The following is a 26,603-nucleotide window of genomic DNA, read 5'->3' as shown; positions in this document are numbered from 1 at the left end:
GTTCGCCTCCGGGCCGTCAAGCCGGGTGGGCGAGTCGCGGAATACGCCTGCCTGATCAGGTGACCGTCGCCGCGTGCTGCGGCATGTGCGCGCGCCCGCCGGGGTGCCGGTGGCGCCACACCCAGAAGACGGTGCACGAGACGAGTGCCCAGGCCGCGAGGACCAGGTAGGGGAAGACGCGCTGGTGGCCCTGGTAGTAGACGGCGGTGTGCTGGGCGTTGACGGAGGCGCCCGGGGGCAGCCAGCGTCCGATGTGCCCGAGGAGCGAGGGCAGCAGCGGCCACGAGACGGCTCCGCCCGAGGACGGGTTGCCCAGCAGCACCATGACGCCCCAGGTCGGCAGCATCGCCCAGCGGCCGATCAGGGTGTTGAACATGGTGAAGACCATGCCCGAGGTGAACATCGTGAACGCGAGGATCAGCCAGGACTCGACGAAGGGCAGGTCCACCGCCCCCAGCAGCCAGTCGACCACGGCGGCGATGGCGAAGGCCCCCAGGAGCGAGTAGAGGATCGTGAAGCCGATCCGTTCCACCGGGATCAGCGCCCGGGCGTGCACGCTGAGCTGGATGGCGCCCACGAAGCCGATGATCACCGCGGCGAGCGAGATGTAGAAGAGCGCGAGGCCGCGCGGGTCGCCCTTCTGAAGGGGTTTGACGTCCTGCACGGCCACCGGGATGTCCAGCGCGTCGCCCACCTTCACCGCGGACTCGGCGAGCAGCTGGGCGACGGCGGCCCCGGAGGCCGCGGCCACGTCCATCGAGACGCCCCGGCTGCCGGACCGCACGATGGCGAAGACCTCCTGCTCCTCCAGGGCCTCGCGCGCGGCGGCCGCCGTCGGATAGACACGGATGACCAGGGAGGCGTCGAGGGCCTTGTCCATCCCGGCGACGAACTCCCGGCCGCGCGAGGTGTCCGGCTCGCTGACCACGGCGGTGGGAACGCTGTGCGGGGTCGGGTTGGCCATGGCGTACGTGTAGGAGCCGGCGAAGAGCCCGGCGGCGGCCGAGAGGATGAACAGCAGGACGATCGCCGGGAAGTACGGGGACTCCTTGAAACCCTGCCACTTCTGGCTCCGGGTCAGCGGCCGTCCGTGCGCCCCGTGCTCCGGACCGGCTTCCGGCTCGCTCACGCCTCGTCGCCCTGGTCGCGGCGGGCGCGGCTCGGCTGCACGCGCTTCGGCTCGCCGGGCATCTTCGGGTACTCGGGCGGGTAGGGCAGGTCACCGGGGCCGCCGTCGCTCGCGTGGCGGTCGGCGAGTTCGAGCAGGGAGTCCAGGCGGAACGCCTCCTGGTCCATGCCGGCGTGCACGTCGCCGTGTTCCGCGTACCGCACGGGCATGGTGCGGAGGTCGAAGTCGCGGGGTTCGGCGTCGTCCACCTCCTCCCAGCGCAGCGGGGCGGAGACCGGTGCGTGCGGGAAGGGCCGTACGGAGTAGGCGGAGGCGATGGTGCGGTCGCGGGCGGTCTGGTTGTAGTCGACGAAGATCCGCTCGCCGCGCTCCTCCTTCCACCAGGCGGTGGTCACCCGGTCCGGCATCCGGCTCTCCAGCTCGCGCCCGACCGCGATGGCGGCGCGCCTCACCTCGGTGAACGTCCAGCGCGGCTCGATGGGCACGAAGACGTGGATGCCGCGCCCGCCGGACGTCTTGGGCCAGCCGCGCAGCCCGTGCTCCTCCAGGACGCCGCGCAGCTCGTGGGCGGCGCGGACCGCGTCGGCGTAACCGGTGCCGGGCTGCGGGTCCAGGTCGATGCGCAGTTCGTCGGGGTGGTCGGTGTCCCCGCCCCGGACCGGCCAGGGGTGGAAGGTCAGGGTGCCGAGGTTGGCGGCCCACAGGACGGCGGCCACCTCGGTGGGGCACATCTCCCGGGCGGACCGCCCGCTCGGGAAGGCGATCTCGGTGGTCGGGATCCAGTCGGGGAGGTTCTTGGGGGCGCGCTTCTGGTAGAAGAACTCGCCCTCGACGCCGTCCACGAACCGCTGGAGGGTGGTGGGCCGGTCGCGCAGGGCGCGCAGGATGCCGGGGCCGACCGCGAGGAAGTACTCGGCGACATCCCTCTTCGTGTAGCCCTTCTCCGGGAAGTAGACCTTGTCCGGATGGGACAGCCGGACCGCCCGCCCGGCCGCGTCCAGCTCCACCGCTGTGCCCGCTGCTGCCATGTCGGCCACGGTAGGCCGGACACACATATGCCGCATATCGGGAGACTCCGGTCGTTGTACCGTTCACAATCGGTTCATGGACCTGCCGGTGATGCCGCCCCTGAAACCGATGCTCGCCAAGTCGGTGAAGAAGATCCCGCCGGGCATGCAGTACGAGGCCAAGTGGGACGGCTTCCGGGCGATCGTGCACCGGGACGGTGACGAGGTGGTGATCGGCAGCCGGACCGGCAAGCCGCTCACCCGCTACTTCCCCGAGGTGGTCACCGCCGTCCGGGACAATCTGCCGGAGCGCTGTGTGGTGGACGGTGAGATCGTCGTCGCGCACGGCGGGCGGCTCGACTTCGACCGGCTCAGCGAGCGCATCCACCCCGCCGAGTCGCGGGTGCGGATGCTGGCCGAGCAGACCCCGGCCGCGCTGATCGCCTTCGACCTGCTGGCGCTGGGCGACGACTCGCTCCTGGACGCTCCGCAGGCGGACCGGCGCACGGTCCTGGAGGCGGCGCTCACCGGGGCATCGGCGCCGGTCCACCTGGCCCCGTCCACGACCGACCCGGCCCGCGCCGGGGAATGGTTCGAGCAGTACGAGGGGGCCGGGCTCGACGGGATCGTGGCGAAGCCGCTCGACGCTCCGTACCGGCCGGACGTCCGGGCCATGTACAAGATCAAGCACGAGCGGACCGCCGACTGCGTGGTGGCCGGCTACCGCTTCCACAAGAGCGGCCCGGTCGTCGGCTCGCTGCTGCTCGGCCTGTACGACGACAGCGGCGCGCTCCAGCACGTCGGGGTCTGCGCGGCCTTCCCCATGAAGCGCCGCGCGGAACTCGTCACCGAGCTGGAGCCCCTGCTGGCCGACGCCGACGACCACCCGTGGCGCGCCTGGGCCGAGGCCGAGGCGCACGCGGGTGCCCGGCTGCCCGGCGCCCCGAGCCGCTGGTCCGGAAAGAAGGACATGTCCTGGGTGCCGCTGCGGCCGGAGCGGGTCTGCGAGGTGGCGTACGACCACATGGAGGGCGACCGCTTCCGGCACACGGCCCAGTGGCGCCGCTGGCGGCCCGACCGTACGCCGGAGAGCTGCACGTACGCGCAGTTGGAGGAGGTCGTGCGCTACGACCTCGCCCAGGTGCTGGCGGGCGGCGGCTGAGCGCTTCCGATCGCCCGGCCGCCGCCCGGGTCTCAGTCCGCCGTGGGCGGCAGGGTGGGGGTGGTGCAGGGCTCGCCTTCGTCCGTGGGACCGGGCGAGGGCGGGCCGGTGGTCCCGGTGGTGTCCGTCGGGTCGGGCGTCGGGGTGGCCGTGCACCCCGGGTCCGGCTTCGTGGTGGTCGGGTCCGGGTCGGGGGTGGTGCTCGGGTCCGGGGTGGCGGAGCCGGTGTCCGTGGGGTCGGGCGACGGACCGGCGGTGTCCGTGGGGTCGGGCGAAGGACCGGCGGTGTGCGTCGGATCCGGATCGGGTGTGCCGCTCGGGTCGGGGTCGTGGGTGCCGGGTGCGGTCGGGCGGGTGCTGGGAGTGGGCTGCGGGCCGACCTCGATGCCGCCGCCGTCGTCGGAACCGGACCCGCCCACGGGGTGCGCGGGCTTGTTGGGGCTGCCGGCACCGGGGCTCCTGGGGATGGGCCCCGTGCCGTCGGTGACCGGGTGGATGCCCTTGCGGTAGAACTCCAGCCAGGAAAGCACCGTACGCAGATAGGTTTCCGAGTGGTTGTAGCTCAGGATCGCCCGGTTCATGTCGGAGGGAACCGACAGGTCGCGCGTTCCGGCGCAGAGGTAGGCCCCGGCGGCGAGCGCCGCGTCGTACACGTTGTTCGGGTCCCGGCGCCCGTCGCCGTTGCCGTCCCGGCCCCAGTGCGCCCACGTCGAGGGGATGAACTGCATCGGGCCGACCGCACGGTCGTACGTCGCGTCCCCGTCGTAGGCGCCGCCGTCGGTGTCCGGGATGTTGGCGAAACCGGCGCCGTCGAGGACCGGGCCGAGGATCGGCGAGACGGTCGTGCCCGTCCTGTCGACCCGGCCGCCGGCCGCGTGCCCGGACTCGACCTTGCCGATCGCCGCCAGTAACTGCCAGGGCAGCCGGCAGCCCGGGTCGCCGCGCCGCGTCGTCGCCTCCGCCTTGCGGTAGGCGGCGAGCACGGTGGCCGGGATGCCGGCCTCGGCCCACGACTGCTGGGCCGCGGGGCTCGGCTTCTCGCCCTTCTTCGGCGGCTTCGGGCTCTTCAGCGGCGGGAGTTCGGTGTGGTACGAGTCGTCGTTGGGGACCTCCGACCAGACGACGCCGTCCGTCTTCTGACGGTGCTTCGGGGTCCCTTCGTGCGCGGCGAGCTGGGGTGCCTGGGACGCCGTGAGCGCGGCCATCGCGGCGACGGCCGCGGCGGTGCCGCCGAGTCCTCGGCGCCTGGTGCCGTTGAACCTCATGCGTGCTCTCCTAGGGGGTCACCGGGTGAACGTGTCGATCGCGGAGATCCGCCAGCTGCCGTCCTTGCGGACGGCGTCCACGCTGAACATGGCCGCCGCGTACGTGGTCTCCTCGGACTTGCCGGTACGGGTGTTGCGCTGGTCGGCGTAGATCAGCAGCCGGGCCCGGTCGCCGTCGAGCATCTCCACGCCGCTGTCGGTGACGGTCGTCGTGAGGACCAGCTTCTGCTTCGGCGCCTGCGCCCGGACCTCGGCGAGCATGTCCTCGTGCTGCTGGACCGCCTTGCCGGTCAGGTACTTCGTCACCGCCGCCTCGGCCTTGGCGGGTGAGGCGTAGTCGTACGAGAAGACCGCGCCGACAGCCTCCGTGATCCGGCCCTTGACCTCGCTGGTGCGGCTGATGTCGGTCAGGGCCGTGTTCCGCCGGCTGGGGTCGTCGCGCAGGCCCGCCGCCGAGCTGAACGCCCAGGCCGCGACGGCGCCGAGGAGCAGGGTGAGGACGCAGAGGACGGCAGGCAGGCTGAGGCGCGGCCGGCGCCGGACGGCGGCCTTCTCCGGCTCCTCCCCGGCCTCCCCTTCGTCCTCCTCCTCGCTCTCCGGAACCGCGTCGTCCCGCGCGGTGCCGGGCTTCTCCAGGTCCGGCCCGCGCCCCGGGCGGGGGCGGGGCGGGGCCGCCGTCGCGGTGCGTTCGGCGGCGGCGACCGTGGCCAGGCGGCGCTGACGGTTGACCAGGTGACGGGTGGTCGACATGTCCGGGTTCCTCTCGGTGCGGGGGCGGGGGTGTCAGCCGGCGGTGTTGCCGACGGGCGCCTGGCCGAGGGCGCTGAGCTTCCACCCGTCGGGGGTGCGGGTGAGCTGGCCGAGCATCCGGCTCTCCTTCACCGCGGGCTTGCCCTTCGGCGCGGTCACGGTCACTCTCAGCGCCACCATGACCCCCGCCCTCCCGGCCCGGTCGTCCAGCTCGGTGACCGCGCCGGCCAGCACCTTGGCGGTGCTGACGGTCTTCGCCTCCTGGATCTGCTTCTCGAACCCGCCCCGTCCTTCGACCAGTTGCTGGTGCAGGTCCCCCGTGGTGGAGTCCTCCCAGCTGTCGAGCCCCTTCTCCAGCCGCGCGTGGTCGAGCGTGTTCATGTTCTGCACGGCCTGCTCCCCCGCCGCCAGGACCTCGTCGCGGGTCTGGGCGTACGCGGCCGAGCTGTCGTGCGCCGCCCGGTACCGGGACACCCCGCCCCAGCCCGCGGCGCCGGCCGCCGCGACCGTCAGCACGATCGCCGCCGCGACCAGCGGATTCCTCGTCATCGCTACCCGTGCCATCGCTGCCTCTCCCTGCCGGCGGTCCCGCCGTGCTGTGCTGTCCTTGCTCGGTGGTGCGGTGGTGCCTTCTCGGAGCTACCGGGAGGTGATCTCCACGATCGTCCAGTGCCCTTCGCGCCGTTGGGCCGTGACGGAGAGCTGTGCGGCCGCCTTGCTCGCGGCCTTCCCCTTGCGCTCGTACACCTGGTCGAGGAAGACGAGCAGATGGGCGCTGTCGGGCGTCAGCCGGGTCACCCCGGCGCGCACGACATGGGTGGTGAGGGTGAGCTTCTGGTCGGCCGACTGCTTCTCGACCTGGCCGAACAGTGCCGCGTACTGCTGGAGCGCCTTGCCCGCGAGCAGCTTCTGCGCGGACGCCTTGGTGGCGGCGGTGCCCTCGGGGCTGTACGAGAAGACCTTGCCGAGGGCGTTGGTGACCTCGCCGGCCACCTGGGCGGTCGCCGCGCTGTCGGTCAGCGCCAGGTTGGAGGTGGCGGGTGTGTCCCGCAGCTGCCTCCCCGCCACGTACATCACGGCCCCGGCGGCGAGCAGGGCGACGACGAGGACCGCGGCGAGGACGCGCGGCCCGCGGCGGGCGGTCCGGGTGTCGTCGTCCGTCCGCTCCGGGGCATCCGCTACTGCCTCCGGCTCCACCTCGGCCGCCGTCGCGGTGTCCTCGTTGTCCTCGACGTCCGTGTTCATGCGCCGCTCCCTATGCCGAGCGCCGTGAGCGCCTTGATCTTCCAGCCGTCCCCGGTCCGGGCGAGCGTCGCCTCGAAGCGTTTGCGCTCGGTGCCCGCCTTGCCGGTGCGCGGGGCGACCTCGACGTCGACGGTCGCGATCATCAGCGCGGTGCCGGTCCGCTCGTCCAGCTCCGTGAGCGCGGCGTCGGTGACCTTGCCGCGCGCGGTGGCGCCGGACGCCTTGAGGTCGGCGGCATCCTTCTTCCGGGTCCGCTTCAGCTGGTCGTACAACGGGCCGGTGGCGGACTCCAGCCAGCCGGCCAGGCCCGCGTCCACGCTCGTCGCGTCCTTGCCGTCCAGCGTGTTGAGCCGGGCCAGCGCCTGCCGGCCGTCCGCGAGGGCGGCGTCCCGGCTCTTGGCGTAGGCCAGGTCGCCGTCGCCGCGTGCCTGGGCGTACGACCAGCCGCCCAAGGCGCAGACGAGGGCCGCGATCAGCAGGACGGCCCAGCCGCCGAGGCTGCGCGTACGGGGGTTCACTCGCCGTCCTCCTGTCCCAGGCCGAGCAACCCGGCCATGCCCCGGGCCTCCGGTGCCGTGTCGGTCGCCGCGCCGAGCGCACCGGGCAGCCGGTCTTCCTCGGTGTCCCCGAGGAGCAGCGCGCCGGCCTTCGCCGGTTCGGGCAGCGGGCCGCCCGTCGGGGCGTTGGCGCTGCCCCGGACGTCGACGCCGGTGCCGGGTGAGGCGGTGCAGCGGGCCTTGGTGTTGACGGCGGGGGCGGGTGAGAGGTCGAGGCCGTTGCGGTAGGTCGTGCCCTCGTACCCGGCGGTGCAGGGCAGCGGCTCGAAGAAGGAGATCGACATGCCGAACCGGGCCCCGTCCTCGTCCACCGCGCTGGCCCCGGCCGCCGCGACGGCGGGGAGCTTCACGAGCAGTTCCTCCAGGCCGCGCTGGCGGGTGACGGCGACGTCGGAGGTGGTGAGGAGGTTGGCGACGACGACCCCGAAGCTGGGTTCGACGTCCCGGAGCAGTCCGCTGATCTGGTTCGTCGCGTCGGGGGCGGCGGCGATCAGCTTGCGCAGGTCGGTGTCGGACCCCTTGAGCTGGGCGGCCAGCTCCTTCGCGCCGGAGGCGAAACCCTTGAGCGCTTCGCCCTGTTCGACCTGGGTGCGCAGCACGGTCCTGCCGTCCTCCATCAGCCTGGTGTTGACGGGCAGCGCGTCGTCGGCGGCGTCCACGAACTCGCTGCCGGTGTCCAGGAGGACCTGGAGGTCGTCGCCGCGCCCGCTGAACGCGGTGCCGAACTCGTCCACGACGGTGCGCAGGGACTCCAGATCGACCGAGGAGGTGAGGTCGTTGACGCTGGTGAGCACGTTCGTCACGGGCGCCGGAACGGTGGTCTCGGCCTCGTCGATGACCGAGCCGTTCGCGAGGTAGGGGCCCTCGGTGCGGGTCGGCCGCAGGTCGACGTACTGCTCGCCGACGGCGGAGAGGCTGGCCACGACCGCCTTGAGGCCGTCGGGGATGCGCGGGGCGGACTTGTTGATCCGCAACTCGGCCTCGACGCCGTCGTCGGTGAGTTCGATGGCCCCGACCCGGCCGACCGACACCCCTCGGTAGGTGATGTTGGAGTGCGTGAAGAGGCCGCCGGTGCGCGGGAGCTGCATCTTGACGGTGTAGTAGTCGCGCATGCCGACGTAATGGCCGAGGTCGGCGTAGCGCACCCCGAGGAAGCCGAGCACCAGCACGGAGACGATGAGGAAGGCGATGTTCTTGAGCCGGATGGCGAGGGTGATCATCAGTTGCTCCCCTTCGAGTCCGTGGGCCGGCTCGTCGTCGGTGCCGAGGTGGCGGGGAGGGGCAGCGGCAGACCGGCACCGGCGACCGCCTGGGCCGGAGCGGGCGGGGTCTCCGCGTCGGGGTCGTAGGCGGGGATGATCTGGGTGCCGGGCTCGGCCGTCATGTCCAGGTACACGTTGAGGTAGTCGCCCTTCACGCCGCGCAGCACCTCGTCGGTGAACGGGTAGGTGAGCAGCACCTGGAGCGAGTCGGGCAGGTCGTTCCCGGAGTCGGCGAGGGCGCGCAGGGTGGGGGCGAGGGCCTTGAGGTCGGCGATGGTGTCCGCCTTGCTCCGGTTGATGGTGGTGACGGCGACGTCGGAGAGGGTGTCCAGGGAGCGGAGCATCGTCATGAGCGAGCCGCGCTGCTTCTCCAGGACCTTCATGCCGGGGCTGAGTTCGGTGAGGACCGTGCCGACCTGCTGCTTGCGGCCGGCGAGGGTGCTGGACAGACGGTTGACGCCGTCGAGCGCGGCGGTGATGTCGCCTCGGTGGTCGTCCAGGTTGGTGACGAGCTTGTCGACCCGGTGGAGCATGGACTTGACCTGGGGTTCCTGCCCGCTCAGGGCCTTGTTGAGTTCGGTGGTGATGGTCTTGAGCTGCTGGACGCCGCCGCCGTTGAGGAGCATGGACAGGGCGCCGAAGACCTCTTCGACCTCCGGGTTGCGGTTGGTACGGGTCAGCGGGATGCGGTCGCCGTCGGCGAGGGTGCCCTGCTCCTTGCCCCTGGCGGGCGGAGTGAGCTGGATGTACTTCTCGCCGAGCAGGCTGGACTGCTCCAGGTGGGCGTAGGCGTTGCCGGGCAGGTCGATCTTCCCGTTGACCTTCATGGTGACCCGGGCCTGCCAGCCGTCGGGCGCCAGCGAGATCTCGGTGACCCGGCCGACGGCGACGTCGTTGACCTTGACCGAGGACTGCGGGGAGAGGCTGAGCACGTCCCCGAAGTCCGCGGTGATCTCGTACGGGTGGTCGCCGAGGTCGGCGCCGCCGGGCAGCGGCAGGTCCTCGATGCCGGAGAAGTGCGGGGCTCCGCATCCGGTGACGAAGAGGGTGCAGCACAGGCCGAGTGCGACGAGTGCCGGCCCGCCCGTGGTGCCGAGGGCCGCGGGTCTGCGCGGTCTCCGGTTCATCGGTTCGCCCCCTTCGTGTCCTTGGCGTCCTTGGGCGTGCCGTAGACCGTGCCCACGGCCGGGAGCGGCAGCGCGGGCAGGGCCTTCCGCCGTTCGGCGTCCACCGGGGAGAGCCCCTGGAGGGCGAGGCTCGATTCGAGGAGCGGGCCGCCCATGCTGAGTTCGTTGAGGTTGGTCCGGCCGTTGAGGGTGCGGTGCTCGGGGTCGTAGGCGTTGAGGACGTTGCCCGCCGAGAGCGGCAGGACGTCCATCGACTCGGCCAGTGAGGCGCGCTGGTCGACGAGGGCCTGGGTGATCGGCACGAGCGCGTCCACGTTCTTCTTGAGTTCGCCCCGGTTGTCCTTGATGAAGGTCTTCACCTGGCCGAGCGCGGTGCCGAGTTCCTTGAGGGCGGCGCCGAGGTTCTTCTTGTCGTCGGCGAGGAAGCCGGTGACGGAGTCCAGCTGCTGCTCGGCGGCGCGGACGTTGCCGTCGTTGTCCTTCAGCATGGTGGTGAAGGTCTGGAGGTAGGACAGCGTGTCGAAGAGGTTGCCGCTCGACTTGTCCAGGGTCTTGGTCGCCTTGCCGAACTGCTCGATGGAGTCGCCGATGTCCTTTCCGTTGCCCTTGAGGTTCTTGGCCCCGGTGTCCAGGAGCCCGGCGAAGGCCCCTTCGGCGTTCGCCCCGTCGGGGCCGAGCGCGGTGGACAGTTCGGTGATGGACGCGTAGAGCTGGTCGACCTCCACCGGGACGGCGTTGTCGGCGGCGGGCAGTTGCGCGCCGTCCTCCATGGCCGCTCCCCCGGTGTAGGCGGGGGCCAGCTGGACGTACCGGTCGGCGACCAGGCTGGGGGCGACGACGACGGCGTGCGCGTCCTTGGGGACCCGGACGCCCTTGTCGATGTGCAGGACGACCTTGACGTCCTTGCCGCGCGGTTCGACGGATTCGACGCGGCCGACGCGGACGCCGAGTATGCGCAGGTCGGATCCGGCGTAGACGCCGGTGACCTGGTCGAAGTAGGCGGTGACGGTGGTGCCGCCCTGCTCCTCCAGGGCCGAGACCCCGGAGGTGGCGGCGACGGCCACGACGACGAGCCCGGCGCCGAGGCCGATGACGCGGGTGAGTCTCATCTCAGTGCCCGCCTTCCTGCTTCGGCGGCATGCAGCCGGTCGCCGGGGGTGTGTCGGCGGGCAGGTAGTTCTTCGGAACGACCCCGCAGACGTAGTTGTCGAACCAGCGGCCGTTGCCGAGGGTGTTGCCGACGAGCCGGTTGTAGGAGCCGGCGAGCGCGAGCACCTGGTCGAGGCTCTTGCGGTTCTTCTTGAGGACCGCGGTGACCCGGCCGAGCGCCTTGAGGGTCGGCTTCAGCTGCTTGTTGTTGTCGGAGACGAGACCGGTGAGCTGGGTGCCCAGGTCGCGGGTGCCGGTGAGCAGCAGGTGGATGGAGTCGCGGCGGGCCTGGATCTCGCCGAGGAGCAGGTTGCCGTCGTCCAGGAGGGTCTCGAAGCCGCTCTTCTTGTTGGCGAGGGTCTTGGTGAGCTGCTTGCTGCCCTTGAGCAGGGTGGCCAGCTGGGCGTCGCGTTCGGAGACGGTCTTCGACAGCGCGGAGAGCCCCTTCGCGGCGCTCTTCACGTCGGGCGGGGAGTCCTTGAAGGTGGCGGAGATCGTCTCGAAGCTCTTGGCGAGCTGTGCGGTGTCGATCTCCCCGATGGTCTCGCCCAGTCCGTTGAACGCCTGCGTGACGTCGTACGGGGATGTGGTGCGGGAGGCCGTGATGCGCTCGTCCGGGTCCTGCGGGGAGTCACCGAGCGGGTCGACGGCGAGGTACTTCTCACCGAGGAGCGTCTTGATGGCGATGCCGACGGTGCTGGCGTTGCCGATCCAGGCGTCCTCGACCTTGAAGGTGACCTTCACCTTGGCGCCGTCCAGGGAGACGCCGGTGACCTTGCCGACCTTGACGCCGGCGATGCGGACCTCGTCGCCCTCGCTGAGCCCGGCGGACTCGGTGAAGTCGGCACTGTAGGTGGTACCGCCGCCGATGAAGGGGAGCGAGTCGGCCCGGTAGGCGCCGAATCCGACGAGGGCGAGCAGGAGCAGGCCCACGATGCCGACGGCGACGGGGTTGCGGTGGCGTATCGGCTTGATCATGACAGGCACCTCGGCTGGGTGATCTCGATGCCGGTCGGCGGGGTGCTGCCGTCGCTGGTCGTCACGCCGCTGACCTTGGCCTCGCAGAGGTAGAGGTTGAGCCAGGAGCCGTACGAGGTGAGGCGGCTGATGGCCGCCATCTTGGCCGGGGTCTTCTGGAGGAAGTTCTCGATCTTCGGGGTGTTGTCGGCCAGGTTCCCGGAGAGGCGGCCGAGCTGCTTGATGTCGTCCTTGAGGGGTTTGCGGCCGTCCTCGAAGAGGTCCGCGGTGACCGTGGTGAGGGCGCCCATCGCGGTGACGGCCTCGCCGAGGGGCTTGCGGTCGCCCGCGAAGCCGGTGACGAGGGCCTGGAGCGTGTCGACCAGGTCGTTGAAGCCGGCTTCCCGGTCGTTGACGGTCTTCAGGACCGAGTTGAGGTTCTTGATCACCTCGCCGATCACCTTGTCCTTGGCGGCGACCGTGCCGGTCAGCGAGCCGACGTGCTGGAGGATGGAGTCGACGGTGCCGCCCTCGCCCTGGAGCACCTGGACGATGGAGCCGGCCAGCTCGTTGACGTCGGGTGGTGAGAGCCCTTCGAAGAGGGGCTGGAAGCCGTTGAAGAGCTGGGTGAGGTCGAGCGCCGGGGTGGTGCGCGACAGCGGGATGGTGGCGCCCGGGGCGAAGCTCTCGCCGACGGGGCCCGCGCCCTGGTCCAGGTCGATGTAGCGCTGGCCGACCATGTTGAGGTATTTGATCGACGCGGTGACGGAGGCCGGGAGCTTCTTGCTCCTGCGGACGCTGAAGCGGACCTCGGCGACCCGGCGGTCGGCGACCTCGACCGATTCGACCTGGCCGACCTTGACTCCGGCGACGCGGACGCTGTCCCCGACGATGAGTCCGGTGGCGTCGGTGAACCGGGCTTTGTACGAACGGGTCTCGCCCACACCGGTGTTGGCGATGGACAGGGCCAGGACCGTGGTGGCCAGGCTCGTCACCACGATGAACACGATCGATTTCGCGAGCGGTCCCGCGAGGGAGCGGCGCTTCACTTGAGCTTCACCTCCACACCGCGGAAGGCCGGGCCGATGAGCACGCTGCTCCACTCGGGCAGGGCCTGCGGCCGGACTTTCAGTGAGGGAGCGACCAGCTCGTTGACGAGGCGGCTCTCCTGCGGCGAGTTGGGCATGCCGAGCGACGGGTCGGCCGCGGGGATCTCGACCGGCGTGGCCGGGTCCGGGTCCGCCCGGTCGGTGTCGGCGGCGGTCCTGGCGTCGGCGGTGGGCACGGTCTGGCCGACGTACGGGATGGAGTAGCAGTGCGGTCCGCCGGTGGCGTTGTAGACCGGGGTGTCCTTGCCCGCGACGTACTTCCCCTTGGACGGCACGGTCTTGAGCGTCACGTGCAGCCCGGGCTGGTCGGTGCCCTTGCCGAGTGCCTTGTCCATGGCCGGGACGAAGTTGGCCACGGTGCGCAGGGTGCAGGGGAACTCCGAGGAGTACTTCGCCAGGGTCTCCAGGGTGGGCCTGCCGCTGGCGGCGAGCCGGATGAGGTTGTCCTTGTTCCGCTGGAGGAAGGCGGTGACGTCGCGGGCGGAGGCGGTGGTGGAGCCGTACACGTTCGCGAGGTTCTCCTGCTGTTCGGCGAGGGTGCCGCTGGTGGTCGTGAAGTCGGTGAGGGCGTCCAGGACGTCGGGGGCGGAGTCCGCGTAGAGCCGGCTCACCTTGACGAGCTCCTTGATGTCCTCGTTGAGCGTGGGGAGCTGGGGGTTGAACCGCTGGAGGTGGGCGTCGAGCTTCACCAGCGTGTCGCCCAGCTTCTCGCCCCGGCCCTCCAGTGCGGTGGAGACCGCGTTGAGGGTGGCGGACAGCTTCTCCGGCTTCACGGCGGTGAGCAGCGGCAGGACGTTGTCGAGGACCTCTTCCAGCTCGATGGCGTTGCTGGACCGGTCCTGCGGGATGACGTCGCCGGCGCCGAGCGTCTCGGTCGAGGGCACGGGGGGCGGTACGAGGGCGACGAACCGTTCCCCGAAGAGCGTGGTGGGCAGCATCTGGGCGGACACGTCGGCCGGGATGCGGTCCAGCTTGTCGGGCTTGATCGCGAGGGTGAGCCGGGCCCCGTCGCCGTCGGCCGAGATGTTCCGGACCTGGCCGACGACCACGCCGCGCAGCTTCACGTCGGCGTTCTCGTGCATCTCGTTGCCGACGCTCGACGCGTGCACGGTGACGGTCGCGTCGTGCGTGAAGTCCTTCTCGTACACCGAGACCGAGACCCAGATGAGGACGGCGGGCACGAGGAAGAGGGCGACTCCGGCGGTTCTTCGGGCGGTGGCCCGGGCGGCGCGTGAGGTCATCAGCCGGCCACCTTCACGGTCGTCGTGGCGCCCCAGATGGCGAGCGAGAGGAAGAAGTCGGTGACGCTGATCAGCACGATCGCGTTCCGCACCGACCGGCCGACGGCCACCCCGACCCCGGCGGGACCGCCGGTGGCGTGGAAGCCGTAGTAGCAGTGGGCGAGGATCACCATGACGCTGAAGATCAGCACCTTGAGCACCGACAGGAGCACGTCCGCCGGGGACAGGAAGAGATTGAAGTAGTGGTCGTACGTGCCCGCCGACTGCCCGTTGAACAGGACGGTGACGTAGCGGGACGCGACGTACGAGGAGAGCAGCCCGATCGCGTACAGCGGGATGATCGCGACGACCCCGGCGATGATGCGCGTGGTGACGAGGTAGGGCATCGAGCGCACGCCCATCGATTCGAGGCCGTCGACCTCCTCGTTGATGCGCATGGCGCCGAGCTGCGCGGTGAAGCCGGCGCCGACGGTCGCGGAGAGGGCGAGTCCGGCGACGAGCGGAGCGATCTCGCGGGTGTTGAAGTAGGCGGAGACGAAGCCGGTGAACGCGGCGGTGCCGATCTGGTTGAGGGCCGCGTACCCCTGGAGTCCGACGACCGTGCCGGTGGCCAGGGTCATCGCGATCATCACGCCGATGGTGCCGCCGACGACGCCGAGGCCGCCGCTGCCGAAGGCGACCTCGGCCAGGAGGCGCTGGACCTCCTTGAGGTAGCGGCGCAGGGTGCGGGGTATCCAGATCAGTGCCCGTACGTAGAAGGCGAGTTGGTCACCGGATCTGTCGAGCCAGCCGAGCATTGACATGGGTCAGCTCCCCTTCGCGGGAACGATCTGCAGGTAGATCGCCGTGAGGACCATGTTCACGAAGAACAGCAGCATGAAGGTGATGACGACGGACTGGTTGACCGCGTCGCCCACCCCCTTCGGCCCGCCGCGCGGGTTGAGGCCGCGGTAGGCGGCGACGATGCCGGCGATGAAGCCGAAGATCAGGGCCTTGACCTCGCTGACGTAGAGGTCGGGCAGCTGCGCGAGGGCGGAGAAGCTGGAGAGGTACGCACCCGGGGTGCCGTGCTGCATGATCACGTTGAAGAAGTAGCCGCCGAGGGTGCCGACGACGGACACCAGGCCGTTGAGCAGGACCGCGACGAGCATGGTGGCGAGCACGCGCGGGACGACCAGGCGCTGCACGGGCGAGACGCCCATGACCTCCATGGCGTCCAGCTCCTCGCGGATCTTGCGGGAGCCGAGGTCGGCGCAGATCGCGGACCCGGCGGCCCCGGAGACCAGCAGCGCCACGATGATCGGGCTGGCCTGCTGGATGACGGCGAGAACGCTGGCGCCGCCGGTGAAGGACTGGGCGCCGAGCTGCTGGGTGAGCGAGCCGACCTGGAGGGCGATGACCGCGCCGAACGGGATGGACACGAGGGCGGCGGGCAGGATGGTCACGCTGGCGACGAACCAGAACTGCTCGATGAACTCCCGCACCTGGAAAGGCCGTCGGAAGGTCTCCCGGGTCACGGTCCCGGCCAGCGCGAACAGCCGCCCGGTCTCGCGCAGCGGCGCGGCGAGCCTGCTGGGGCGCGGGGCCTCGGGCGCCTTCGCGGGCTCAGGGGCGCGGTCCACCGGCTCCGGTTCGCCGGGGGGCCGTACGGGCATGGGGGCGGTCACCGGCGTCCACCGCCCACGGCGGGGCTGTAGCTGTTGAGGATCGCGGTGCGGGCGGCCTCCGGCAGCTCGCCGAGCATCGACATGACGCGCTCCCGGCGGCGCAGGGCGCCCTGGCGCACCGGCAGGCCGGGCGTGGGCTCCAGCTGCGGGACGACGGTGCGCGGGGCGTTGGCCGAGCTGATGCCCTGGCCGTAGCCGTTCAGCTGCTCGGCGGCGAGGGTGGCGGCGTCCTTCTCCTCGGACATGCCGATGGGCCCCTCGCAGCGGCCGGCGAGGAACTGGTTCACGACGGGCAGGTCGCTGGTGAGCAGCACCTCGCGGGGCCCGAAGGTGACGAGGTTGCGGCAGAACAGCATCCCCATGTTGTCCGGCACGGTGGAGGCGATGTCGAGGTTGTGGGTGACGATGAGCATCGTCGCGTCGATCTGCGCGTTGAGGTCGACGAGGAGCTGGGAGATGTACGCGGTGCGGACCGGGTCGAGGCCGGAGTCCGGTTCGTCGCAGAGGATGATCTGCGGGTCCAGGACGAGGGCCCGGGCGAGGCCGGCCCGCTTGCGCATACCGCCGGATATCTCGCCGGGGAGCTTGTTCTCCGCGCCCAGGAGGCCCACGACGTCGATCCGCTCCATGACGATGCGGCGGATCTCGGATTCCTTCTTGCGGGTGTGCTCCCGGAGCGGGAACGCGATGTTGTCGAAAAGCGACATCGACCCGAAAAGGGCGCCGTCCTGGAACATGAGGCCGAAGAGCTTGCGCGTCTCCATGATGTCCCGCTCGGAGCCGTTCACCATGTCGACGCCATTGACGAGAACGCGACCGCGTTCGGGTTTCAGCAGGCCGATGATGGATTTGAGGAACACCGTCTTTCCCGTCCCGGACGGGCCGAGCATGACACTGACCTCGCCTGCGGGAAGCGTGAGCGACACATCCTGCCAGATGTTCTGCTTGCCGAAAGACTTGGTGAGCCCTTCGACCACTACTTCGATTCCCATCCCACCTCCTGCGTGCGCTCACGAAGTGACAGAAATGCGCTGAGGGGCGCACGTTAAGTTCACCGGCACCGCCAGGACAAGCCCTTGAGCAGCCCATTCGCAAAGATCCGGTCCGCTTGTCATCGGATGACAAATTCCGGTTCCGATCTTGTGAAGTACTGCGCACTGCCGTCCGTCGGTGCAGGCCGGAACCCCGCGGCCCAGAAGGGCCGGACATGCGTCCGGGCTCTCTGCCGACGGGTGAGCAATCTCCGGACGCGCCGGAGGAGTTGCTGACGGAGGCGACGCTACGGGTGAGTAACCTGGGCCGCAATACCAGGTCATCAAGTTTTCGCGCGAGAGTGCAATGGGGTCGCTTCTTTCGCATCGACTGAGCAGAGCGGCCGGAAAAACTGTCGCCGGGTGACAAGTTCCGGGCCCCGCCGGCGGCGCCCGCGCGCCGCACAGCGCATCGAGAAGCACTCGGGACCGGCTCGAATGCACAAGTGGCGGACAGGATTCCGCATATCCGACCGGCCGGAGTCTCGGCGGCGCCCGCGAGGGTCTGCGCACGATGTGACAAGAAGGCCGGATCCCGTACTCACCCCTGACGGAGATGCGCACCCCGTCCATAGATTCTCATACGGCGGGATTGTGTACCGGTGTTTCCCGCCAGTAACCTCACGGCTCGGTGAATGGGATTTCGTATCGGCCCCGTCCGACGCGTCCCGGCACCCGCATTCCGCATTCCGTGCTCAATTCGCTGCGCACATCGGAAACAAGGGGAAGACATGAGAACCTCGAACCGGGTACGTGTGGGGCTGTTGGCCTCCTTCACCGCTCTCGCCGCCGTCGCCTCCATCGGGTCGGCCACGGCCGCCACTCAGCTGAACGGCGACTGGGCTCCCTTCAGCCGCTGCCCGGTGGACGACCCGGCCATGCTGGCGGCGGACGGGGCGACGGACATCGCCATCTGCGTCACCTCGCACTCGGACAGCGGCTCCATCAAGCTGGGCAACACCGTGGTGCCCTTCGGCGCCAGCGACCTCCAGATCGGCGTGGTCAACCACCCCGGCGCCGTCTCGACCGTGGTCTCCCCGAAGGGGGGAGCACTCGTCGCGGACTCCGCGAAGGTGCCGGGCGGTCTGCTCGGCCTGATGTGCCCCAGCAACGTCCCCGTGATCACGGGCATCTGCAACACGCTCACCGACGCCAGCCTGAACCGGGTGACGGCGACCCTCGAGTCGGTCAACACTCCGACCGGCTTCCAGCTCCTGGCGGGCGCGACCACCGGCAAGCCGATCATCACCCTCCCGGTCCGCATCCACCTGCAGAACCCGCTCCTCGGCGACAAGTGCTACATCGGCTCCGCCTCGGACCCGATCCTGCTGAAGCCGCAGAACCTGACCCAGCCGGCCGTCACGAGCGAGAACTTCGCCGGTGACGGAACCCCGGACCCGAACGGCCCGATGAGCCGGCTCAGCCTCCAGGGCGCCACCCAGACCGACACGACGTACGCGGTCCCCGGCACCAACGGCTGCGGTCTGCTCGGCTCGTTGAACTGGGCGGTCAACCTGAAGACGGGTCTGCCGGCGGCCGCGGGCAAGAACAGCGTCACGCTGAACAGCGCGCAGACCGACGTGGCGGCGATGGCCGCCCCGGGTGACATCGCCCCGAACGCGGGCAAGGTCATGTCGCAGTACTGGCACTCGGCGGCGCGGTAGCCGTCCTCGCGTTCCGGAGTACGAAGGGGCCACCTCCCTGGCGGAGGTGGCCCCTTCGGGGTGCGCCGGCCGGACGGCGGGCTAGGACTTGGGCTTCGTGCCGGGCAGTTCCGCCGGAGCGGGCGGGCAGTAGGAGCTCTCGGGAAAAGCGGGGTAACAGGTCGGAGCCTGGTTCATGAAGATCCGGTTACCCGGGCCCGAGATCGCGGCGGTGAACAGCGGGTTCAAGTCTTCGCCGCCCGTGCCGCAGCCGGTGAAGGGCGGGATGGTGACCTCGCCGTCCAGGCGTCCGCCCAGGGCCACGTTCGTATACGCTGACCCGCCGCTCAGCAGGACATCGAACGGCTTCGCCGTCCTGCAATTGTTTCCCACGCCCAACGGCGTGCCGTTGACCTTGACGTCGTGGATGCGCAGGGACTGCTTGAAGTAGACCGTGGAGAACGCGGCGTCGAGGTCGTAACCGATGTTGCCGATGGAGATGGTCATAGGTCCGGTCTCGAAGGACACCTTCGCCGTCACCGGCTGGAAGCCGAAGGTGAGAAAGGTGGAATCGGCGTCCGGGAGTTCGATGTTCGCGAGGTTGTCGATGCGGATGTAGCGTCCGCGGCCCTCCGGATCCTCCCAATCGTCCGCCTCCCGGCTTGATACGCGCTTCGTCGACAGGACGGAGATGAGCGCCGGGTGATCGGGGTCATTGACGACCATGGCCCCGTTCAGCTTCTGCACATTGGCAAGACCCAGCACGTTGGCACACATGAAAGCACCCGGGAGCTCCAGCACATTGACAGGACGGCCCGGCGAGGCTTGTGGTGCGTGGCTCGAGTCCATCTCTCCCACTGGCGGGTCGACCGGGCAGTAGTCGGGGTCCTCGTCTTCCTCAGCGGCCGACGGTTCCACCGCGATGTCCTTGTCCCTCGTCCGGCCGGAGCCACCAACCGGAGTGGGGGACGTCTCGGGGGTGCCCGACGGCTCGACGCCGGTGCCGGTGCCGTCGGTCACACGCGTGATCGCGAGGTGACCGTTCTCGCCCTCCTTCAACCGGCACGTCACCGTGGTCAGAGGGGGCGCGGTCTTCTCGGGTTCCGCCGTGGCGGACCGCAGCTCGATCGTCAGCTCCTTGACGGAGAAGTCGACGTCACCCGCGGACCCCAGCGTCACGTACGGGACCTCCCCGGAGTGGACGAGCGCTACGTCACCGTCGGCGGGAAGGGGGGTGCTCGGCGCGTGCAGCTCCCACGGGGCCTCTGTGGACTCGCCGTTCTGGGCGACTCTCACCTTGAGCGACGCCCGGCTCACGAACGCCTCGGTGCCTTCCGGCAGCAGCCCCGCGAGGTCTGCCCGCGAGAGGGTGACGGTGAGCGTCACGGGCCCCGGTTGTACCGGGCGGCCGACCTCGCCGGTCGCCGGCACGTCCGCCGCAACGCCGACCGCTGCCGTCACGGCGCCCGTGTCGTTGTTCTCGGCCCCACAGGCTGCGGCGAAGCCGACCGGTCCGGTGCTCTCGTCAGCGGCCGAACCTCCGCCGGACAACAGACCGGCGAGCAGGGCGAGACCGGCAACGGAGGCGACCTTCACGGAACGCCCCGCACGGGTCACGGGTATCTGGGTGTGCATGTCGGGGTTGTCCTCCACGGGTGCGATCGGTAGTACAACTGCGGTGGCGCCCGCCCGCGAACGCCGGAATCACTGAGGCCGGGCCGACCGGAGAAACATCGCGGTCGGCCCACGCCGGCGCCTTGAGCTCTACGAGACCCTGATCACTGGTGCTGTGCCGGATGACGCCATGACCATGTGCAACGAGGCGTGGAGCGAGACGACGTCGCCGTTGTTGATGAGCCCAAGGCAGTTCGCACCAGAGGTGAGCAGGCCACCGGCCGTGTCACCGAGGACGAGGTTGCCGGTGTCGTTCTCGTAGTGCCCGTGGAGCGTCCCCTTGAAGTCGGCGGTGCAACCGAACCCCTGCCAGCGTGCCGAGACGTCGCTGACACGTACGTCCACCCACGTCGCATGGGAAGCGTTCTGCCCGAGGAGGTGGATGGCCCACGGAGCAGCGCCCTTCGTCATGACGAACTCGATGCCACCGATCGAGCAGTCGGTGGCGATTGCGTCGATCGCGCCCATCCGGCCTCCGGTCGCAGTGGTTGCCTCGAGCTTCCCAGCGGTCACGTCGAGGGAGGCGCATGCCAGTGCCGCGGCCGGAACATCCAGCCAGGGCTGGACAGCGTGAGCGGTGTACGCCCCTGCGGGCGTCACGCTCCACGAGCCTGTCGTGGCGGCCGAGGGCGACGACACGGCCATCCCGAGGGCAGCAGCAAGGGCAGCGGCCACGACGGTGAACCGTCGTGCGGGGAAGTTCACGAACTCACATCCTCTGGGTCGTGGCGCCGCCTCGGCGACGCCCCCAACGAGAAGGCCGGGCCGGCCGCGAAGAGGCTTCGCGGCCGTCCCGTACCCGTGTACTCCCGGGTCCTTACGGCGTCGTGATCTTCGGCGAGGTGCCCGTCGAGGTCACCTTGACGAGGTACGAGGCCTTGAAGGAGGCCACGTCGCCGTTGTTGATCAGGCCGAGGCAGTTGGCGTTGGACGCCTTCAGCTCCGTGCCCGAGCCGTCGATGACCAGCCTGCCGGTGCTGTTGTCGTAGTACCCGTACGCCTTGCCCTTGAAGTCGGCGGCGCAGCCGAAGCCGCTGATGTGGGCCGAGATACCGGTGACGTTGCCCTTGACCCGGTTGGCGTTGGAGGGGTCCACCCCGGTGACGTTGATCGCCCACGGCGTCGCGGTCATGGAGACGGTGAAGCTGATGCCACCGACCGTGCAGCTGGTGAAGCCGATCGTGCCGATGGTTGCCATGTTGGCCCCCGTGGCGCTGGTCGCGGCGACGTTGCCCGCGGTCACGTTGGAGGAGGCACACGTCAGGGTCGCGGCGGGGACGGTCAGCGTGGGGTTGGCCGCGCTGGCGGTGTACGCGCCGTTCGGGGTCGCCGACCACGAGGCCGTGGCGCCGGCGGACGCCGAGGTGGCGGCCATGCCGAGGGCGGCGCTGGCGGCGGTGGCGATGATTGCGGCTCTACGTGCAAGGGTGTTCACGGAATCCGGTTCCCTTCGAGGGTGTGTGACCTACACCGGGGGGCCACTTCCGGCCGGGTAAGGGGCGCTCCCGGAGTGGGGGGTCACGAGACAGGAATGTGGCAGTCCGACCCGACGGGCTGCTCGACCTCTTGCGTTCGGCGATGACGCTACGGGCGAGTAATGTCGCTCCGCAACACGCTGGGACAAAGAATCTCCACAATCATCGTTCTCTCTCAGAAATTGCTTGCGAGGCGAGTACGGCGCGCGGATTTTTTATCGAGAAGTGAGCAGTTCCCCGGGAGCCGGGACGCCGGCTCCTGCTCACCCGATGACGGAACGGCACCCCGCTCAACCTAACGCCCCACGTCACGGCCCTGACGTACGGCCTCACCCGCCCAACGCGCCGATCGCCCCGCCACACCCTTGACTTCCTCCCGCCGGCCCAGTGGAATTCACCGCGAATAGCGAGGGGGAAATTTCTCGGGGAGCCGGGACCACGCGGCGGAGCCACCGCCGCATTACCGGAATCCTGGCCCCCGCATCAGCGCCGCACGAGTCATCCGCGAGTCGGTCGCGAGTGCGGGGGCCCATCGAAGCGGTGGCTGAAAACAGCCGATACATGGCCCATACATTTCGTCTTGTCCTGCCTGTGTTCAGAGCCACATACGTGGACTATCTTCGGCAGCCGAAGTTGGTACGCACCTGAGAACGGCTGGGAGCGCTCTCCCGTCCGTCACCCCCCATCGGGCGCCGAAGAGCAAGAAGGGGTCAAGGTATGCCGGGAGTCGCGCAACCCTCGGAGCTGGGAGAGCCGCTGGGACCGCTGCCGCAGGAGTTCGCGACGATCGTGCGGCCCGAACTGCCCAGCCTCATCAAGGAGATCGGCCTTGAGGTCACCCGCGCCTACCCCGAGTACGCGCGACTCCTCGACGGCCCGTACGGCCAGGGCATCCGGGTCGGCGTCGAGCAGAGCATCTCCGTGTTCGTGGACCAGGTGGCCGAGCCGTCCGCCCCCTCCGCGCTGCGCGACGAGATGTGCCGCAGGTTCGGCCGGTTCGAGGCGTACGAGGGACGCAGCCTGGACCAGTTGCAGGGGGCGTACCGGCTGGGCGCCCGGGTGGCCCTCCGCCGCGCGAAGAAGATCGGCAGGCGCTACAACCTCTCCCCCACCATGATGCTGACGTTCGCGGACGCACTGTTCAGTTACGTGGACGAGCTGGAAGCCCTGTCGCGCGAGGGGTACTTGGAGGTGCGGTCCGCCTCCGACGACCACACGGACACCCTGCGGCGCAGGCTGCTCCACCTGATCCTCGCCGGGCGGCCGGTGCCGCGCGTGGCCATCGCGGAGCTGTGCGAGCAGACCGGCTGGACGCTGCCGGACGAGGTGACCCTGGTGGCCGTCCGCCCGTCCCCCGATCTGGACCGGCTGGCGATGGACCGCGACGTACTGGTCGACTTCACGGACCCGCAGCCGCACTTACTGATCCCGGGCCCCTTCGACGACATGCGAAGACGCATGCTGGAGCACGCGCTCCCGGGGGTCCGCGCCGCCATCGGCCTCACCGTCCCCGCATCCCTGGCGTCGGACTCCGTCCGGTGGGCCCGGCGGGTGCTGGAACTCGTGGACGCCGGCGTCATCGACGACGCGCCCGCCATCCTCTGCGAGGACCACCTCATCACCCTGTGGCTGCTCTCCGATCCGGTCCTCCTCGACCAGCTCGCGCGCCGCGAACTCGCCCCGATGGCCAACATCAGCGCCAACCGGCGCGAACGGCTCATCGAAACCCTCAGGATCTGGCTCGACACCCGGGGCACGGCGGCCCAGATGGGCGAGCTGCTCGACGTACACCCCCAGACCGTCCGCTACCGGATGCGCAATCTGGAATCGATCTTCGGCGATCAACTGGTCGATCCGGAGGCGCGGTTCTCCACGGAGACCGTGCTCCGCGCCATGCAGCTGCGGGCCCGCAGCAACGACACACCCATCTGAACAGCGCGCGACGCACCTTCGGCCCGACGAGCACCTCACGCGAAGTCAACCTACTTGCTGGTAAGGGGAAATAGCCGGTCATTCCCAAACGGTTGCCGCACGGAGACGTACTCAACGAGAAACCAGGAACTGCGTCTCGTTATATGGAGTGGCGTCGGTCCGCCCACACGGCGGTCCGACGCCCGACCTCCTGGCCACCATCGAGAGGGAACCCCCCATGACCGCCTCGCACCTCCTCGTCCCCGTCCCCATCCCGGACCGCATCGCCGCGCTCATCGGCGCCTGCACCCCCGCGCACATCCTCCAGGCCGAGTTCGACGCCGACTGCGCCGCGCGGGAGGTCCGCAGGTTCCGGGGGCCCCGGCTCGGCATCGAGGACCAGGCCGACCGCGAGCAGGCCCTGTCGGAGCTGGCCCGCGCCAACAAGGTGCTCGCCGCCCACCATCCCCGGCTGGTAGTGCGCCCCGGTTCCGCCTGGTGACCGCGCGGGACGACCCGCTCCGGCACCTTGCGAAGAGACCGCCGCACCCTTACCTTACTCAAAAGTAAGTTTACTCCAGAGTAAGGAACTGGCGTGGCCGACAACAGCAGCGGCAATGTCACCGACGAACTGGCCGCCCTCGACTTCGCGGCCGTCTCCCCGGAGGAGTTCGCGCGGATCGTGAAGGGCCTGTCCGCCAAGCAGCTCGGCGAGGTCATGCACGGCGAACTGCGCACCCGGGTGCTCGGCGAGGTCTTCGGCCGGATGAAGCAGCAGTTCCGCCCGGAGGCGGCCGGGGCGCTCACGGCGCTGATCCGCTGGAAGATCACCGGTGACACGGAGGTGGTCTACGAGACCTCGATCGCGGACGGCACCTGCGCCGTCAGCGAGGGCCGCTCGGAGGCGGAGCCGCGTACGACGCTGATCATGGCGGACGCGGAGTTCCTGAAGCTGGTCTCCGGCAACGGCAACCCCATCACCATGTTCATGATGCGCAAGCTGAAGGTGGCCGGTGACGTCGGCCTGGCCTCGGGCCTCACGCGCTACTTCGACATCCCGAAGGCGTGAGCCGATGAGCTACTTCTCCCTCGCGCTCACCGAGGAGCATCAGGACCTGCGCAACTGGGTGCACGGCTTCGCCGCCCAGGTGGTGCGCCCGGCGGCGGCCGAGTGGGACGCCCGCGAGGAGACGCCCTGGCCGGTGATCCAGGAGGCCGCCCGGATCGGTCTCTACGGGTTCGAGTCGCTGGCCGACATGTACGGCGACCCGTCGGGGCTCTCCCTCCAGATAGCCAACGAGGAGCTGTTCTGGGGTGACGCCGGCATCGGCATGGCCCTGTTCGGCACCTCGCTCGCGGTCGCCGGGATCTTCGCCTCCGGCACCCCGGACCAGCTCGCCGAGTGGGTGCCCCAGTGCTACGGCGACGAGGACGACCCGAAGGTCGCGGCGTTCTGCGTGTCCGAACCGCAGGCCGGCTCCGACGTCTCCGCGATGACCACGAAGGCCCGGTACGACGAGGCGAAGGACGAGTGGGTGATCTCCGGCCAGAAGGCATGGATCACCAACGGGGGCATCGCGGAGGTCCACGTCGTCGTCGCCTCGGTCGACCCGGCGCTCGGGGCGCGCGGGCAGGCCGCGTTCATCGTGCCGCCCGGCACGAAGGGCCTGGCCGCGAGCCGCACCATCAAGAAGCTCGGCCTGCGCGCCTCGCACACGGCGGACGTCTTCCTGGACGACGTACGGGTGCCGGGGCACTGCCTGCTCGGCGGCAAGGAGAAGCTGGACGCCCGCCTCGCCCGCGCCCGCGAGGGCTCCACCGCCAAGGGGCAGGCCGCGATGGCCACCTTCGAGGTCAGCCGCCCCACGGTCGGCGCCCAGGCGCTGGGCATCGCGCGCGCGGCGTACGAATACGCGCTGGAGTACGCGGGCGACCGCGAGGCGTTCGGGCGGCCGATCATCGAGAACCAGTCGATCGCATTCGCACTGGCCGACATCCGTACCGAGATCGAGGCCGTACGGCTGCTGATCTGGCAGGCCGCATGGATGGCCCGCAACGACCGCACCTTCGACGCCGGACAGGGCTCCATGTCCAAGCTCCGCGCCGGTGAACTCGCAGTGGCCGCCACGGAGAAGGCCGTCCAGATCCTCGGCGGCGCCGGCTACAGCCGGGAGCACCCGGTGGAGCGGATGTACCGGGACGCCAAGATCTACACGATCTTCGAGGGGACCAGCGAGATCCAGCGCCTGGTCATCGCACGGGCGATCTCCGGGCGCCACATCCGCTGAGCGCGGGGGCGGCGGGCGGGTGCGGAACCGGGCCAGCGAGGATGAGCGGGTCCGCACGCCGCCGCACCCGGGGGAAACGCCATGCCCGCCGTCCCGCGCCCGTCCCTCCTCTTCGTCACCGACCTCGCCTACGAGGCGCGCGGCCGGCGCTACTGCGACGAGGACATCCGCCTGACGGCGCGTCTCCGCGAGGACTTCGACCTCGCGCTCTGCCACCCGCGCGACGCCGCCGCCCTGCTGGACGGATTCGACGCCGTCGTCGTACGCAACAGCGGCCCGGTCCTGCATTACCAGGAGGCGTACGACACCTTCCGGGCGCGGGCCTCGGAACTGGGCACCCCGGTCTACAACCCACTGACCGGCCGCGGTGACATGGCGGGCAAGCAGTACCTCGTGGACCTGAGCCGGGCCGGATACCCGGTCATCCCCACCGTGGACCGGGCGGCCGACCTCGGGCTGCTGCCGCACGCCGACGGCTACGCCGTCAAGCCGAAGCTGGGCGCGGACTCGGTGGGCCTGCGCTTCGTGACGACGCCCGAGCTCGATCCGGACGCCGACGGAACCCTGCTCGTCCAGCCCCGGATCGACTTCCGCTACGAGGTGTCCTTCTATTACGTCGACCACGACTTCCAGTACGCGCTGCATGCCCCGGACCCGGAGCGGCGGTGGGTCCTCGATCCGTACGAGCCGAGCGCGGCGGATCTGGCGTTCGCCCGGTCGTTCGTGGAGTGGAACACGCTGGACCACGGCATCCAGCGGGTGGACGCCTGCCGGACGGCGGACGGCGGCCTGCTCCTCGTGGAACTGGAAGACCTCAACCCGTATCTCTCGCTGGACCGGGTAGCCGCCCACGTCCGGGAGGCATTCGCCTCCCGCATGACGGCCTCGCTGCGGGATCTGCTCGCCTGACACGTCCGGACGTGCCCCGCATGCGGGTGACACCGAGCGATGTGA

At 70.1% G+C, this 26,603-nt stretch carries 26 protein-coding genes; 7 read left to right on the top strand and 19 right to left on the bottom strand.

The window, feature by feature from the left end; translation table 11 throughout:
- Positions 1-55 precede the first annotated feature (55 nt).
- Together ACN6LM_RS05265 and ligD are read right to left on the bottom strand one after the other, a co-directional pair.
- Positions 56-1,129 carry an ABC transporter permease gene (locus ACN6LM_RS05265; protein WP_445064084.1) on the bottom strand — a complete coding sequence of 358 codons (1,074 nt, stop codon included), beginning with the start codon at positions 1,127-1,129 and terminating at the stop codon, positions 56-58.
- A complete protein-coding gene (gene ligD / locus ACN6LM_RS05260; RefSeq protein ID WP_445064125.1) occupies positions 1,126-2,136 on the bottom strand; it encodes a non-homologous end-joining DNA ligase in 1,011 nt (336 codons plus the stop codon). Before ligD ends, ACN6LM_RS05265 begins: the two co-directional genes overlap by 4 nt.
- A gap of 97 nt (positions 2,137-2,233) precedes the next feature.
- Here ligD and ACN6LM_RS05255 point away from each other — a divergent pair, with 97 nt between their 5' ends.
- A complete protein-coding gene (locus ACN6LM_RS05255) occupies positions 2,234-3,298 on the top strand; it encodes an ATP-dependent DNA ligase (RefSeq protein WP_445064083.1) in 1,065 nt (354 codons plus the stop codon).
- A gap of 32 nt (positions 3,299-3,330) precedes the next feature.
- On the opposite strand, the gene ACN6LM_RS05250 is transcribed toward ACN6LM_RS05255, so the two are convergent.
- The 14 genes from ACN6LM_RS05250 to ACN6LM_RS05185 form a co-directional block, all read right to left on the bottom strand.
- Positions 3,331-4,563, bottom strand: a complete 1,233-nt coding sequence (locus ACN6LM_RS05250) for a lytic murein transglycosylase (RefSeq protein WP_445064082.1) — start codon at positions 4,561-4,563, stop codon at positions 3,331-3,333.
- An 18-nt stretch (positions 4,564-4,581) separates the two neighbouring features.
- Positions 4,582-5,313, bottom strand: a complete 732-nt coding sequence (locus ACN6LM_RS05245; protein ID WP_445064081.1) for a nuclear transport factor 2 family protein — start codon at positions 5,311-5,313, stop codon at positions 4,582-4,584.
- Between the two features lie 33 nt (positions 5,314-5,346).
- Positions 5,347-5,877: a hypothetical protein gene (locus tag ACN6LM_RS05240; protein WP_445064080.1), complete on the bottom strand. Its 531-nt coding sequence runs from the start codon at positions 5,875-5,877 to the stop codon at positions 5,347-5,349.
- A gap of 75 nt (positions 5,878-5,952) precedes the next feature.
- The gene (locus ACN6LM_RS05235; protein ID WP_445064079.1) at positions 5,953-6,558 is read right to left on the bottom strand and encodes a hypothetical protein; all 606 of its coding nucleotides are present in this window, start codon (positions 6,556-6,558) and stop codon (positions 5,953-5,955) included.
- A complete protein-coding gene (locus ACN6LM_RS05230; protein ID WP_445064078.1) occupies positions 6,555-7,076 on the bottom strand; it encodes a hypothetical protein in 522 nt (173 codons plus the stop codon). The genes ACN6LM_RS05235 and ACN6LM_RS05230 overlap by 4 nt, the downstream gene beginning before the upstream one ends.
- On the bottom strand, positions 7,073-8,335 hold the full coding sequence (locus ACN6LM_RS05225; protein ID WP_445064077.1) for an MCE family protein: 1,263 nt from the start codon (positions 8,333-8,335) through the stop codon (positions 7,073-7,075). The genes ACN6LM_RS05230 and ACN6LM_RS05225 overlap by 4 nt, the downstream gene beginning before the upstream one ends.
- The gene (locus ACN6LM_RS05220) at positions 8,335-9,504 is read right to left on the bottom strand and encodes an MCE family protein (RefSeq protein WP_445064076.1); all 1,170 of its coding nucleotides are present in this window, start codon (positions 9,502-9,504) and stop codon (positions 8,335-8,337) included. The genes ACN6LM_RS05225 and ACN6LM_RS05220 overlap by 1 nt, the downstream gene beginning before the upstream one ends.
- A complete protein-coding gene (locus ACN6LM_RS05215) occupies positions 9,501-10,613 on the bottom strand; it encodes an MCE family protein (RefSeq protein WP_445064075.1) in 1,113 nt (370 codons plus the stop codon). The genes ACN6LM_RS05220 and ACN6LM_RS05215 overlap by 4 nt, the downstream gene beginning before the upstream one ends.
- Position 10,614: 1 nt before the next feature.
- Positions 10,615-11,631: an MCE family protein gene (locus ACN6LM_RS05210; RefSeq protein WP_445064074.1), complete on the bottom strand. Its 1,017-nt coding sequence runs from the start codon at positions 11,629-11,631 to the stop codon at positions 10,615-10,617.
- Positions 11,628-12,659: an MCE family protein gene (locus ACN6LM_RS05205; protein WP_445064073.1), complete on the bottom strand. Its 1,032-nt coding sequence runs from the start codon at positions 12,657-12,659 to the stop codon at positions 11,628-11,630. Before ACN6LM_RS05205 ends, ACN6LM_RS05210 begins: the two co-directional genes overlap by 4 nt.
- Positions 12,656-13,960, bottom strand: coding sequence for an MCE family protein (locus tag ACN6LM_RS05200; protein ID WP_445064072.1), 1,305 nt, complete (start codon positions 13,958-13,960; stop codon positions 12,656-12,658). Before ACN6LM_RS05200 ends, ACN6LM_RS05205 begins: the two co-directional genes overlap by 4 nt.
- A complete protein-coding gene (locus ACN6LM_RS05195) occupies positions 13,960-14,763 on the bottom strand; it encodes an MlaE family ABC transporter permease (protein ID WP_445064071.1) in 804 nt (267 codons plus the stop codon). Before ACN6LM_RS05195 ends, ACN6LM_RS05200 begins: the two co-directional genes overlap by 1 nt.
- Before the next feature lie 3 nt (positions 14,764-14,766).
- Positions 14,767-15,627 (bottom strand): ABC transporter permease, encoded by an 861-nt coding sequence (locus ACN6LM_RS05190; protein WP_445064070.1) that lies wholly within the window; start codon positions 15,625-15,627, stop codon positions 14,767-14,769.
- A complete protein-coding gene (locus ACN6LM_RS05185) occupies positions 15,624-16,619 on the bottom strand; it encodes an ABC transporter ATP-binding protein (RefSeq protein ID WP_445064069.1) in 996 nt (331 codons plus the stop codon). The genes ACN6LM_RS05190 and ACN6LM_RS05185 overlap by 4 nt, the downstream gene beginning before the upstream one ends.
- 770 nt (positions 16,620-17,389) lie before the next feature.
- Here ACN6LM_RS05185 and ACN6LM_RS05180 point away from each other — a divergent pair.
- Positions 17,390-18,322, top strand: a complete 933-nt coding sequence (locus tag ACN6LM_RS05180) for a hypothetical protein (RefSeq protein WP_445064068.1) — start codon at positions 17,390-17,392, stop codon at positions 18,320-18,322.
- Between the two features lie 81 nt (positions 18,323-18,403).
- On the opposite strand, the gene ACN6LM_RS05175 is transcribed toward ACN6LM_RS05180, so the two are convergent.
- The 3 genes from ACN6LM_RS05175 to ACN6LM_RS05165 all read right to left on the bottom strand — a co-directional run bounded on the left by ACN6LM_RS05175 (position 18,404) and on the right by ACN6LM_RS05165 (position 21,410).
- On the bottom strand, positions 18,404-19,936 hold the full coding sequence (locus ACN6LM_RS05175; protein ID WP_445064067.1) for a DUF6801 domain-containing protein: 1,533 nt from the start codon (positions 19,934-19,936) through the stop codon (positions 18,404-18,406).
- A gap of 129 nt (positions 19,937-20,065) precedes the next feature.
- Positions 20,066-20,443 (bottom strand): hypothetical protein, encoded by a 378-nt coding sequence (locus ACN6LM_RS05170; RefSeq protein WP_445064066.1) that lies wholly within the window; start codon positions 20,441-20,443, stop codon positions 20,066-20,068.
- Between the two features lie 349 nt (positions 20,444-20,792).
- Complete coding sequence (locus tag ACN6LM_RS05165) at positions 20,793-21,410, bottom strand: hypothetical protein (RefSeq protein ID WP_402328420.1); 618 nt, start codon at positions 21,408-21,410, stop codon at positions 20,793-20,795.
- Positions 21,411-22,167: 757 nt separating this feature from the next.
- On the opposite strand from ACN6LM_RS05165, the gene ACN6LM_RS05160 reads away from it, so the two are divergent.
- The 5 genes from ACN6LM_RS05160 (at position 22,168) to ACN6LM_RS05140 (ending at position 26,558) form a co-directional block, all read left to right on the top strand.
- Positions 22,168-23,382 (top strand): helix-turn-helix domain-containing protein, encoded by a 1,215-nt coding sequence (locus ACN6LM_RS05160; RefSeq protein WP_402328418.1) that lies wholly within the window; start codon positions 22,168-22,170, stop codon positions 23,380-23,382.
- Positions 23,383-23,599: 217 nt separating this feature from the next.
- The gene (locus tag ACN6LM_RS05155; protein WP_026243061.1) at positions 23,600-23,863 is read left to right on the top strand and encodes a hypothetical protein; all 264 of its coding nucleotides are present in this window, start codon (positions 23,600-23,602) and stop codon (positions 23,861-23,863) included.
- Between the two features lie 93 nt (positions 23,864-23,956).
- Positions 23,957-24,430, top strand: coding sequence for an SCP2 sterol-binding domain-containing protein (locus ACN6LM_RS05150; RefSeq protein ID WP_132901571.1), 474 nt, complete (start codon positions 23,957-23,959; stop codon positions 24,428-24,430).
- Positions 24,431-24,434: 4 nt separating this feature from the next.
- Positions 24,435-25,649: an acyl-CoA dehydrogenase family protein gene (locus tag ACN6LM_RS05145; RefSeq protein ID WP_445064065.1), complete on the top strand. Its 1,215-nt coding sequence runs from the start codon at positions 24,435-24,437 to the stop codon at positions 25,647-25,649.
- An 81-nt stretch (positions 25,650-25,730) separates the two neighbouring features.
- Positions 25,731-26,558 (top strand): hypothetical protein, encoded by an 828-nt coding sequence (locus ACN6LM_RS05140; protein ID WP_445064064.1) that lies wholly within the window; start codon positions 25,731-25,733, stop codon positions 26,556-26,558.
- Positions 26,559-26,603: the final 45 nt, after the last annotated feature.

The sequence above is a fragment of the Streptomyces sp. SAS_281 genome (genome assembly GCF_052542855.1).
The sequence above is the reverse complement of the archived record's forward strand: the minus strand, read 5'-3'. Positions and strand labels throughout refer to the sequence as shown.